The sequence below is a fragment of the Massilibacillus massiliensis genome (genome assembly GCF_900086705.1).
GTDB classification, from domain to species: domain Bacteria; phylum Bacillota; class Negativicutes; order FLKF01; family FLKF01; genus Massilibacillus; species Massilibacillus massiliensis.
In genome coordinates this window covers 1006420-1018806 of sequence record NZ_LT575483.1, presented here as the reverse complement: position 1 = coordinate 1018806, position 12387 = coordinate 1006420, and the positions used below count along the sequence as shown (strand labels likewise).

Annotated in this window: 8 protein-coding genes; 1 reads left to right on the top strand and 7 read right to left on the bottom strand. The window is 44.7% G+C overall.

Annotated elements, in window-relative coordinates; translation table 11 throughout:
• Nucleotides 1–150 precede the first annotated feature (150 nt).
• Nucleotides 151–1437: an RNA-binding domain-containing protein gene (locus tag BN6559_RS05185; RefSeq protein WP_110953750.1), complete on the top strand. Its 1287-nt coding sequence runs from the start codon at nucleotides 151–153 to the stop codon at nucleotides 1435–1437.
• 105 nt (nucleotides 1438–1542) lie between these two features.
• Here the strand turns inward: BN6559_RS05185 and BN6559_RS05180 are convergent, their stop codons facing one another.
• From BN6559_RS05180 to BN6559_RS05145, 7 genes are all read right to left on the bottom strand, one after another.
• Complete coding sequence (locus BN6559_RS05180) at nucleotides 1543–3234, bottom strand: ABC transporter ATP-binding protein (protein ID WP_199883756.1); 1692 nt, start codon at nucleotides 3232–3234, stop codon at nucleotides 1543–1545.
• Between the two features lie 29 nt (nucleotides 3235–3263).
• Nucleotides 3264–4061 carry an ABC transporter ATP-binding protein gene (locus tag BN6559_RS05175; protein ID WP_110953748.1) on the bottom strand — a complete coding sequence of 266 codons (798 nt, stop codon included), beginning with the start codon at nucleotides 4059–4061 and terminating at the stop codon, nucleotides 3264–3266.
• Nucleotides 4062–4071: 10 nt separating this feature from the next.
• The gene (locus BN6559_RS05170; protein ID WP_110953747.1) at nucleotides 4072–5085 is read right to left on the bottom strand and encodes a FecCD family ABC transporter permease; all 1014 of its coding nucleotides are present in this window, start codon (nucleotides 5083–5085) and stop codon (nucleotides 4072–4074) included.
• The gene (locus tag BN6559_RS05165) at nucleotides 5082–6110 is read right to left on the bottom strand and encodes a FecCD family ABC transporter permease (RefSeq protein ID WP_110953746.1); all 1029 of its coding nucleotides are present in this window, start codon (nucleotides 6108–6110) and stop codon (nucleotides 5082–5084) included. Before BN6559_RS05165 ends, BN6559_RS05170 begins: the two co-directional genes overlap by 4 nt.
• A gap of 20 nt (nucleotides 6111–6130) precedes the next feature.
• Entirely contained in the window at nucleotides 6131–7096 is a 966-nt protein-coding gene (locus BN6559_RS05160) for an ABC transporter substrate-binding protein (protein ID WP_199883755.1), read from the bottom strand.
• A gap of 338 nt (nucleotides 7097–7434) precedes the next feature.
• Complete coding sequence (locus tag BN6559_RS05155; RefSeq protein WP_110953744.1) at nucleotides 7435–9621, bottom strand: TonB-dependent siderophore receptor; 2187 nt, start codon at nucleotides 9619–9621, stop codon at nucleotides 7435–7437.
• Nucleotides 9622–9947: 326 nt separating this feature from the next.
• Nucleotides 9948–12065: a TonB-dependent siderophore receptor gene (locus BN6559_RS05145; protein ID WP_199883754.1), complete on the bottom strand. Its 2118-nt coding sequence runs from the start codon at nucleotides 12063–12065 to the stop codon at nucleotides 9948–9950.
• Nucleotides 12066–12387 lie beyond the last annotated feature (322 nt).

Here is a 12387-nt window from a genome sequence, read left to right as displayed (position 1 = left end):
TTGTAGCCTATCCACTGTCTTTCAACTATAGAGTAGGATGGAAACACTGTTTCTTTGTCGTAATCTGTCAGATGATTTTTATTGCTTTCTATCACTTGTTGTGTTAGTATTGTGCTAGAAATGATAGAACCCGACAGAAGGAGTGATACTATGGAGCTGTATGAAAGCGAAACAGTTGAGTTAAAAGAGATTTATACTTCTGATTTAAAGAAAGAAATTGTTGCCTTTGCAAATACAAATGGTGGGACAATCTATATCGGAGTCCGGGATAACGGAGAAATCATGGGTGTTGAGCATGCTGACATTGTAATGCAACAAATTTCTAACTCTCTAAGAGATAGTATCAGACCGGATGTTTCGATGTTTACTCATATTGCGTTATTACAAGAAGATAAGAAGTTTCTTATTAAACTGACGGTTAGCCAAGGTACGAAAAAGCCTTATTATCTGTCAGATAAAGGTCTTAAGCCAGCAGGTGTATATGTTAGAAGTGGAACAACCTCTGCCCCCGCATCTGAAGATGCTATCCGTATGATGATAAAAATAACAGATGGTGATGCATTTGAGACAAATCGTTCTCTAGTTCAGGAGTTGACTTTTGATAGATTAGAAGAGGAGTTGCAAAAAAGGGGTTTAGAATTTACTGAAGTACAGATGAAGAACTTAGGCATTCTTTCTGCTGATGATATTTATACCAATTTGGGGTTGCTTGTTTCAGATCAATGCAAACACGCAATCAAATTTGCAATTTTCCAAGGCACAGATAAGTTAGTGTTTAAGGATAGAAAAGAATTTACTGGTTCCCTATTTGCGCAGCTCACAGACGCCTATAAAACCATTGATTTTTATAATGCTACAAAAGCCTCCTTTCATGATTTGCTGCGTACAGATGAACGGGATTATCCAGAAGATGCTGTTCGTGAAGCATTGCTGAATGCCATTGTTCATCGAGAATATTCCTTTAGTGGCAGTACCTTCATAAATCTATATGCTGACCGTTTAGAGATAATTTCCTTAGGTGGACTAGTACCCGGATTATCTTTAGAGGCAGCGATGTTGGGAGCGTCTCAGCCTAGAAATGAAAAGCTTGCAAGCTTATTTTACAGAATGAAATTGATTGAAGCATACGGCACAGGTATTAGCAAGATTATGAGTTGCTATAAAGGTTTTACGGTGCAACCCAAGTTTGAAAATGTGGAAGGTGCATTTAGGGTGATTTTACCTAACCTACATGCCCAAAAAGTAAGTGTAGAAGATGAAAAATATTTACCGATAATTGGATTGTTTGAAAGTCAGAGAGAAATCACGCGTAGTGATGTTGAAAATGCCCTTGGGATTGGAACAACACACGCAATTCATATGCTCAAGGAAATGTTGGAAAAAGAGCTTATCAAAAAAATTGGTAGTGGTAAGTTGACGAGATATGTGGAGAAGTAAAATATCGTTTGTTTAAAAACGTCCAAGTTTTCAAGATCGGTCAAGACCGCAGAAGTAGACAAAAGTGACGGTTATTGTTTTTACAATAACCGTCACTTTTGTCTGTTAAGAGGCTTGCGATGCATGGAGTTTGGCGTATATGCCACCGAGGTGGAGTAAGTCATCATGTGTGCCTTGTTCTGCTATTCCATTATTGTCCAGAACTACGATCACATCGGCATGACGAATGGTGGATAATCGATGGGCGATAATCAGCGTTGTTCTTTGTTTCGATATTTCGTCGAGTGCAGTTTGAATTTCTTTTTCCGTTTGCATATCTAATGAAGAGGTAGCTTCATCTAGGAGTAAAATAGGTGTATTGCGAAGCACAGCGCGGGCGATGGAGATTCGTTGTTTTTGCCCACCTGAAAGTCGAGTGCCTCTTTCGCCGATGCGTGTGTCATAGCCGTTTTCCAGATCCATGATAAACGCATGAGCATTAGCGGCTTTCGCAGCTGCGAGTACTTGTTCATGAGTAGCTTCTTTGCAGCCGTAGACAATGTTTTCGTATACTGTACCGTTAAACAGGAAGGTGTCCTGCAATACCATGCTGATGCTGTCGCGCAAGCTGCGCAGCGTTACCTCTCGGATATCGACACCATCAATGAGAATAGAGCCCGCGACGGGGTCATAAAAACGATTTAGGAGACTGCTGATCGTGGTTTTGCCAACGCCGGTAGTCCCTACCAGTGCTACTGTCTGTCCTGGTTCGATTGTTAGCGTGATGTTATGTAATACCGGAATTCCCGGCGTATAGTGAAAGGTTAGATTGTCAAATTTCACTGCACCTTTCACGTCTTGCAGTACTTTGGCATGTGGTGCTTCTTGCACCTCAGAAACCTCGTCGAGTACTTCAAATACCCGCTCGCATCCGGCAAGTGCATTATTAAGATTTTCATTAATGCCGGAGAGATTATTAATAGGAACATAAAATAATCCTAAATAAAGTGTAAACCCGACAATTTCCGCAACGGTCATCTCCCCGATCGAGGTTAGATAACCTCCGTATACCATTACCCCAACCATACCGAGAGAACTGAAGAAACCGATGAGTGGAATCACAAATTCATCGGTTTTAACGGCGGCGAGAATCGTTTTGGCTTCTTTCTGAATGATGTTGCTCATTCGTGTCTTCTCATAGTCGTGTTGGTTGAAAACTTGAATTTCTTTCATGCCAGATACATTATCCTGCAAAGCACCGTTCATGATACCCATAATTTCTGAATTTTTTCGCCAGCGCGGCAAAGCCGCTTTAGAATATAGTACATTGGCAAAAATAATGAACGGAATGGTCAAGAGGCTGATTACGGCGAGCTTTACATTGATGGTAAAGAGCATGATACCTACAGCAAGGAGTGTCAGGGCGTTGACAATTAAATCAGGGAGAACATGTGCAATCAGGCGTTCTGCACTGACCGTGTCTCTGGCAATGCGGCTGACAATTTGCCCGCTTTGCTTATCAGCGAAGTATCTAAGAGACAAGTTTTGCAATTTGTCGTATAAGGCAAGTCTTAAATCCGCCACGTAACAATAGGCACCGAGGTGCGTAAAGTAACCTTTGATAAAAGAGCATACGCCGCGCAGGATATAGGTGGCGAGGAGGATTAATCCCATGTGCAGTGACTTTGCAGCAAGATCGGGGTCCTGACTTGTAATGAGTTCGGTCAGCTTTTGCATGGCCCAAGGTGCATATAAACTGGCAGCAGTAGAGACAAGGACAGCCAGTACGCCGATAAAAATAGATTGCCAATATTGCATAGCGCCTCGGAGGACTCTTAGTATAATGTTCATAGTTCACCTTCTTTCAGTAAATCATAGGTAATACATACCGGTCTGCCGGTACGCGGGTCTGTGCCAATTTCCGCGTCAATATGGAAGGCTTGCCGCAGTACTTCAGGAGTCAATACTTCTTTGGCTGTGCCGTGTTTAATAATGGCGCCGTTGCGAATTGCAATGATATAGTCAGAAAAACGGGCGGCAAGATTTAAATCATGTAGCACCATTGCAATCGTGCAATTTTGTTTATGGTTCAGCTCATACAGTAGTTGCAGCACTTCCAATTGATGCGATAAATCCAGATAAGTGGTCGGTTCATCCAATAAAATAAGATCTGCTTGCTGGGCTAGTGCCATCGCAATCCAAACCCGCTGACGCTGGCCGCCGGAGAGGGAATCTACCTCTCGGTATTCCAAGTCTTGCAGCTTTGTAACTGTCAGAGCCCAGGTTACAATCTTTTTGTCCTCAGCCGTTAGTTTGCCAAAACCGCGTTGATGGGGAAATCGGCCGTAGTCTACCAACTCACGGACGGTTAAGCCGCTGGGAGCCAGTGGCGTTTGCGGTAAAATTGCCATCTTTTTGGCGATTTCTAGAGTAGAGAGCGTTTTAATATCTTTGCCGTTTAAGCAGATCTGTCCGGTAGCTGGTTTTAAAATACGCCCTATCGCCTTTAAAATTGTCGATTTGCCACAGCCATTAGAGCCAATGATGGAAGTAATCTTGCCCTGAGGAATCTGCATATGCAATTTATCGACAATTAACGTCTCGTCGTAGGCGATGGCTAGGTTTTCGGTAGTAATACTGTTCATGATGATCTCCTTAATTTGCTTTCGCTAAAAGGTAGAGGAAATAGGGAGTGCTGAGAATGGTAATGATGATGCCGGTTGGAATATCAGCGCCGAAGCTGATGATTCTTGTTATGGTGTCTGATAAGAGGACGATCACTGCCCCGGTGAGCGCAGAAGCAGGCAGCATCAATTTGTGATTTGGTCCCACCAGTTTGCGTGCTAAATGTGGCGAAATCATTCCGACAAAGAAAAAGTTACCGCCGAGTGCTACGCTGCCGGAAGATAATGCTACTGCAGCTGTAGCCAGTTGCAAGAATTCTTTTTTTACGGACACGCCAAGTCCGACAGCGGTTTGACTGCCTAGATACAGGACGTTTAGTATACGAGATTTGTAAAATACATAAACCGATAATAACAGCGTCCAAGGGAGTAGGATTGCTAAGTAACCCCATTCGTCGCCCCATAAGCTGCCGGCACCCCAGCGCAGGACAAAGTCCAACTGCTTTTCATTTAGATTAAGCGTTAATAAGGTCGTGAGAGCACCGTAACCGCTGCCCAGAGCAACACCTGTTAAGATCAAGCTTGTTGGAGAAACATCTTTGCCTGAGCGGTAAGAAAGCAGGAAGATCAAGCCGGCAGCGCTCATTCCCCCGACAAAGGCCAGCAATGGTAAAAGAACTGCAGTTGAAGCACCTTGGGGCGAAAAGAGTACAACAAATAATAGGACGAATAAACCGGAACCGGAACTGATGCCTAATGTTCCGGGGCTTGCCATATCGTTGCGCAGCAGGCTTTGCATAATACACCCCGCAGCGCCCATGCCAATGCCGACAAGTACGCCTAAAACAATGCGCGGCAGACGAATATCGAATACAATCAGGTTTTGCTTTGCTGTGCCTTTTCCCAGCAAGACGTTTAGTACTTCTATGGGTGGAAGATTTATTTTGCCGGAATTGATGCTGATGATCGTAATGAGTAGAATCAGCAAACTCATGATAGCGAGGACGAAAATCCCTTTTCGTATGTTAAAGCGTTGATTTTTCATTCGAACTCCCTCCGCTGGTTACGTGCAAGGTAGAGAAAGCAGGGAACGCCGATTACGGCAAAAATGATGCCCATAGGAGTTTCAAAAGGTCTATTCATCATGCGCCCAATCAAGTCGGCTGCTACCGTCAACAGGGGGCCGTAAAGTGCCGCCGCCGGAATTATGTAGCGATAATCTACGCCGACGAAATGACGTGTCAGGTGTGGGACGATCAAGCCGACGAAGCCCACCGGACCGACGATGATGACGGAAAGACCAGTCAATACGAGTACAATAAGTGTGGACAAAGCTTTGACAAGTCGGATGCGCATGCCCAGTCCGGTAGCGATTTCTTCGCCGAGGCTCAGCACGGTTACTGATGGAGAGATGGCAATGGCTGTTAACAAACCGCCAAGGAATAGTGGTGTTGCCAGCAGCAGTTCATTCCATTGTGCTCCGGCAGTACCACCGGCTGACCAGTAGGCGAGTGATAAGCCGATTTTATAGGTAATGGCAATATAAGAACTAAATGCACCAAACAGCATTGAAATTGAAATGCCGGCGAGAACCAGTCTTTGCGGTGTCATGCCACGTTTGCCGAGAGAAGCAATAAAATAGGTCATTGCGGTTGTAACAGCTGCACCTAGACAGGCAAAGAGCATCGTTAATCCATAGGTGCGTTCCGGCAGAAAGGCCATGCAGATTGCCACAGCAAAAGTAGCACCACTGCTGATGCCCATCAAACCAGAGTCGGCAAGTGGATTACGGGTTGTACCTTGCATGAGTGCACCGCAGACTGCCAGGCTGGAGCCTACGATGATATCCGCTAAAGTGCGGGGAAAGCGTAGGGTACGGATGATTTGATGTTCGGTTGAAGTCGAGTCAAAGTTGAAGAGGGCGCTCCAGGCCGATTGCAGCTGCAAATCAGCGGCGCCAAAAGAAATAGAGGCAGCCACCGCAAACAGCAATAAAACGGTTCCCAACAGCATATAAACGGTGAATTTTAATATATTTTTTTGCTTCAAGTGCAGTTTCGTAGTTGGCATAACAGATTCCTTTCAGAGAATTATTGCTTGTCGGCGGTGGCACGCAGTTTATTAACGATATAATCAAGCTGTGCGGTCATACTGGCAACGTCAGAGTAAAAGAACAACCCACTGTAGTGAGCGGGAATTTCGATCAGATGTCCGTCACGTACAGCCGGGATATTTCGCCAAACATCGGTTTCGGCAAATTCAGACTTGACATTATCCATAAGAAACCACAGTACGTAATCGCCTGCATAATCTGCGACTACTTCATAGGACAGGGTATCACGTGTTTTTTTGCTTATTTCTACTAAATGACGGAGTTTTTCCGGCTCTTTCAAACCCAGATGCTGATACAGCAAGGTACCGCCGCGTGATTCGGTTTCGTAATAGATACCGTAAGAGCCGCTGCCCCAGTCTTGAAAAATACTGAAAGTCTTATTGGCGAACCCGTCTGAGGCAAGTAGCTTTTTTGCTTCGTCACGTTTTTTTTCAAAGGCAGTAATGGCGGCTTCGGCTTCGGCTTTGCGTCCTGTGGCATTGCCAAGAAACATGAGTCGTTCAACCGATGACATACCAGTTTCCGGTACGACAATTACAGGCGCAATTTTTGATAGCTTGGCATAATCCTCTTCATTGTACGTAATGATTAAATCGGGATTATGTGCGAGAATCGCTTCTGTTTCCCAGTTTTCAATTACAGGTATGCCGTCAAATTTTTCATAGAAAGGCATGGTTTCCTGTGACCATCCCGCGAGCGCTGCTGGTGTAAAACCAAGGGTAAAAACATCACCAACGTACCAATTCACAACGATTCTTTGCGGATTCGTCGGAACTGTTACATCACCCATCACGGTATGGACAATGCGAGTTGCAGAAAGATTTTCTGAATTTGTCGAAGTGCTTGGCGCTTGAACGGAAGAGGTACAACCGGCAACAGCGGTCAAGATAAAAACGAGTAAGCATGAAAACAGTAAGTTTTTGCAGAAAATGATAGACTTCAAATTAAAATCTCCTTTGTAAATGAATCGTGTAATGGTTTTAAGTCGACGAAAAAAGAGGCAGCTTGTCGCAGCTGCCATCGTATCCTAATTCAATAAATCCTATAGGGTTACCTAATAGAATGCATAATATCGATAAAGATAATCATTATCATATTGGCGTTTACCGGATTATTATAGCAAGCGTGGATTTATTATGTCAACGGATTGAAATTGTCTATCAACTGAGGTGACTAGTGAATCCTGCAACGACTAAACTGGGATATGTCTGATTTGGCGGACGTTTCATTGCCAATCAGGGTGTTATTTAGGAGTACAACTATATCAAATTGGAGTATTTGCTACCAATTATATGTGGCAGTGAGGCGGATTTTACGGCCTGTATCTACTGAGTCATAATGTGCCCAATAATCCTGAGTGGTAACTACATAGTGCTTGTCGAACAGATTTGTCACGTTAAGTGCATAACGCCAAGCACCACTGTCATATCGCACCATGGCGTCAGTCAAAATCACGCTGTCAAATTTTCGTGTATTGTAGTAATTATAACGGGAGCCGATATAGCGCAGTCCCGTACCGAAGCTCCAGCCTTGTACGGTTTCACCGGGTTTAACCGTATCCAGCCATAGTGAGGCGCTATGACGCGGCACATCTTGGGTTCTGCGACCGACGATTGCTGTATCCATGTCCTTTGAAACCTTATTGTTCAGTAAAGTATAGGCTAAGGTAAGGTTTATATTTTTAAATGCCTGCATGTTAGCTTCGAGTTCAAGTCCTCTTGAAGTGATTTCACCTGTTTGTATTTGAAACATTGTATCAGCTGGATCGGTGTTCATTACATTTTGCTTTCTCAGATCAAATAGTGCTGCTGTAAAACGAGCATTGCTATTTTGGGGCTCAATCTGTACACCCAGCTCATATTGCTTGCCGGTGGTTGGATCGAAAGCATTACCATGACGATCAGAACCGCTCTGCCCTTGGAAAGACTCGCTGTAGCTAATATAAGGTTTAATGCCATTGCCCGCGTCGTAGACAATACCGGCCCGTCCGCTAAAGGCGTTCTGATCAGTTATTGTGGTTGTGCCGTTGGAGAGATTTCTAAACGTATTGTCATAGCGGTCATAACGTCCGCCTAAGATCGCGGTCCATCTTTCGCCAAATTTGAGTTGATCCTGGAGATAATAGCCGTTTTGTTTTGTCGTGCCCTCCGTAATATAAGAATAAGCAGGTGTTGGAATAGACTGCCCGTAATTGATGGCAGTTAAATTAAGATCGGGAGCTGAACCACCGCCCCAGCGCCAATTGTAACTGCCTTTTTGATAATCAAAGCCAATGAGTGTGGTATGATTGACAGCACCGTTTGACCATTTAGCCTGAAAGTTTGTATCAATGGAATCTGAGTTGCCATATCGCCCGGTAGCTTTGGTGGAGCGTGTAATGATCTGGTTGATCGCATCCAAGGAATTGGCTGAAACACCTTGTTGTGTCATGGAAGTATGAAAATGGTTGACGGTCTGCGTCGCAGTCCAAATATCATTGAGCTTATGTTCTAAAATGTAACCGATTTGGCTTTGATTGGTTTTGGAACGATCAAAACTTCGATCACCGAAATAAGTTTTACTGGAAATACCTGAACCATAAAATGAACTTCCCGGTAAATAGACTCGTTTGTAATGTTCTTCAGTCGCGCCCCGGCTGTCATCTTGTTGAAAATAGGATAAAACAGTGAGACTGGTATCTTCAGTTGGCTGCCAAGTCAGTGCAGGTGCAATGAAGGAATGTTTTTTTGTACTAGAATCTATGTACAGGTCTTCATCCGATTTGAGGGCCGTGAGGCGAAACAGCAATTTGCCGTCATCGCTGGCCGGGCCACTGAGATCCAGTGCGCCGTTGAATTGCTTGTTGCTGCCGGATTGAAGATGAAGTTCTCGCAATGGTTCTTTGGTTGGTCGCTTAGAAACATTGTTGATGATGCCACCCGGGCTGCCGGCTCCGTAGAGTATAGAAGCCGGACCACGCAATACTTCCACTCGTTCCAAGCTGTACATGTCAAAATTGCTGCCATAGTAGCTTCCTAAGCGACCCGAGCCGTTGTTATAGGCTCCGTCGTAGGCAAAACCGCGAATGTTCATGCTATAAGTATTACTTTCGCCGCTGTAAACTGCTGAAGTGATGCCGGGCGTATATGCCAAAGCTTCCGTAAAATCAGTAACACCGCGGTTGTCCATTTGTTCCCGGGTGATAACGCTAATCGATTGAGCGGTTTCACTGAGCGGTGTATCTGTCTTGGTACCAATGTTGTTGCGTTTGGCGACATAGCCTTCTTTCGGCATTCGTTCTCCTGTTACTTCGAAAGCATCAAATGTAAATTCAGGATAGGTATCTTCGACAGTTCGTGTATCACTGCTTGTTTGTTCCGGTACTTCTGATAGTGCCTCGGCTTGTATTGTGGCCGGTACAGGCCACAAGAGCGTGCTGCCAATTAATCCACAGAGCAACCTTCTTTTGGCTGGAATAAATTTTTTCATATGATCAATCCTCTTCTTGTTAAATGATGAAGTAACTTCATGTGGAGAAAGATAATGAGCGTAGAAGGCGCCTGTTCTAAGCTCGCTTGCGCCAATTATAACAAAGGAGTTTCCGGGCAGTCAACGAGGCAAAAGGCACTGGAATACAGGTTCGCTAAAAAGGTGCTTAATCGCGAATTGAGAAACAATCTCACTTGGAAGGCTCTTATTGTCTTGCTATCGCCGTTTAAAATGTGCAGTACTATGTCAATTTGGGACAGGTGGCTTTCTAAAATAAAAAGACTGAAATCATACATCTGCATGATTTCAGTCTTTTGTTTTTTAGTTTACCAATTATAGGTTGCGGTTAGTCTAATTGTACGGCCTTCGTCGATGCCGTAATAACCGCTTGAAGCCCAATAACTGGAGATATACTCACGGTCAAATAGATTGCGGATATTCAGTGCATATCGCCAGTTGTTGCTATCATAGCGGATCAAGGCATCAGCCAATACGAGTCCGCCCAGCTTAGTAGTATTTGAATAATCATAGCGCGAACCAATATAACGCAGTCCTGCGCCAAAGCCCCAGCCGTCTTTCTTCTCTTGCGGAGCAGCGGTGTCAAACCATAAAGCCGCGCTGTGCCGAGGAATATTGGCAGTCTGTCGTCCAATCAGCGTAGGGTCGGTGTCTTTGGTAATTTTCTTATCCAACAAGGTATAAGAAGCAGTGATGTTCATGCCCCTAACTGCAGCAAGATTGGCTTCGAGTTCCAGACCCCGGGCGGCGATTTCACCTGTTTGCACTTGATAACTCTCGTTAGACGTATTGAGTGGGTCGGTTGTCAGTGCGTTCTGCTGGCGCAGATTGAAAATAGCAGCAGAATAGCGGGCATTCTTGTTTTCGGGGATGAATTGTATACCAAGTTCATACTGCTGACCGGTCAGGGGATCAAATGAATTGCCAAATCGGTCGCGACCGGATTGCGGTTCAAAAGAGCGGTCATAGCTAAGATAAGGCTGAACTCCGCCGCCTGCATCATAGGCTACACCGATACGTCCGGTAACGGCATTTTGCTTGAAGAGGGTTTTTTCGCCATTCATGAGATTTGTTTCATTCTGTTTATACCAATCTTTGCGCCCTCCGGCCGTTACTGTCCAGCGCTGGCCAAATTTAAGTTGGTCCTGGACATATAAACCGCGGCGTTTATTGATGGTATCGCGCATGATGACAAAGTCGGGATCCGTGATAGACTGCCCGTAATTGAGTGTCCGCAGATCAAGCGTTGGTCCATCTCCTCGGCGATAACGGTAATTTTGTTCATCTTGGTGAAAATCAAAGCCAATCAGAGAGGTATGCTCGATTCCTCCGTCAGCCCATTTTGCTTGAAAATGCGTGTCAATCGTATTGCCGCTGGCCTTATCAGTGTCATAACGGGTGGAACGATTGGCGGTATATCCATCAGGTTCTAAACTATCAATACTCAATGATCTGTAATCCATAGAAGAACGATAATGGCGGGCTGTTTGTGTTACTGACCAAGTATCGTCGAAACGGTGCTCTAGGATATAGCCCAATTGGGACTGGGTTTTATTGTACCCATCATAATTTGGATCTCCCTCCAGTAAAGTACCGGGATGTCCATAGAGGATATTATTTGGGAGAAATACTCTGCGGAAGGCAAGGGAATCTCCTTTAACAGATTCCTTCTGATAACTGGTTAATAGCGTTAGGGCGGTATCGGTATTAGGTCGCCAGGTCAAGGCAGGTGCAATATAGTGACGTTTCAAGGAAGACATGTCTGTGTTTAGGTCTTCTTTGTAGGAGCGGCCTGTCAGGCGGAAAAATAGTTTGCCGTTGTCATCGGTCGGTCCGCTGATATCAAAAGCACCGCTGAATTCATTATTGTTGCCTGCTTGCAGCTGAACTTCATGGAAGGGTTCCGTGGTTGGTCTTTTGGTTACCCGGTTGATCATGCCGCCGGGGCCGCCTGCACCATAGAGCAGTGAGGCTGGGCCGCGTAATACCTCGATCTGATCAAATCCGTATAAATCGATATTGGATGCCGAAAATTCGGTTGGAACCCGCAAGCCATCTGTTGTGGTCAATCCGCCAGTGAAACCTCGGATTGTGGGGCTTGTCCATACACCACCATTGCTCATCGTAACACCTGGCGTATAGTCGAGTGCCTCTTTCAAATCCAGTGCGCTGCGAGTCTCTAATTGTTCTTTGGTAATGATGCTGATGGAACGAGCGGCTTCGCCAATGGAGGTATCGGTTTTGGTTGCAACCGTACCGCCATGTGCATTGATGTTTTTATCTCTTGAAATCGCAGTCCTTTCACCGATGATTTCCATTACGTCAAAGTTAAACGTATTTTCCGGTGCTTCTGATTCATGGGCGGCAGGCAGATCATCGGTGGTGTCTTGTTCGGTCGATGCCGCCATTGCTTGTACCGGTAACAACAGGCTGCTGCCGATCATGGCATAGAGAAAATTTTTTTGTATATAAGTCGGCTTTTTGATGTAATCATCCCCTTAAGTTTTTTTTGCAGCTCATATGAGAATCATAAAATAATAACAAAATTGATCGCATTGCAATGCGGTTGCCGGCGTGGATTTAATGAATTCACTAACTAACGTCACTCATTATATCAAGGCAATTTTTGCGTAGTCAACACGCGTAAAATGAGAGCAAAAAAAACTGAGGGATGAGAACAATTCTCGTTTGATAAGGCGAAAAAGGCAGAAAAGTTGACGAAAATGGATGCTATAAGGACAATTTGGG

What these genes read in the sequence shown, in the direction of transcription:
- BN6559_RS05185 (WP_110953750.1), top strand. Translation starts at nt 151, where the DNA reads ATGGAGCTGTATGAAAGCGAAACAGTTGAGTTAAAAGAGATTTATACT.
- BN6559_RS05180 (WP_199883756.1), bottom strand. Translation starts at nt 3,234, where the DNA reads ATGCAATATTGGCAATCTATTTTTATCGGCGTACTGGCTGTCCTTGTC.
- BN6559_RS05175 (WP_110953748.1), bottom strand. Translation starts at nt 4,061, where the DNA reads ATGAACAGTATTACTACCGAAAACCTAGCCATCGCCTACGACGAGACG.
- BN6559_RS05170 (WP_110953747.1), bottom strand. Translation starts at nt 5,085, where the DNA reads ATGAAAAATCAACGCTTTAACATACGAAAAGGGATTTTCGTCCTCGCT.
- BN6559_RS05165 (WP_110953746.1), bottom strand. Translation starts at nt 6,110, where the DNA reads ATGCCAACTACGAAACTGCACTTGAAGCAAAAAAATATATTAAAATTC.
- BN6559_RS05155 (WP_110953744.1), bottom strand. Translation starts at nt 9,621, where the DNA reads ATGAAAAAATTTATTCCAGCCAAAAGAAGGTTGCTCTGTGGATTAATT.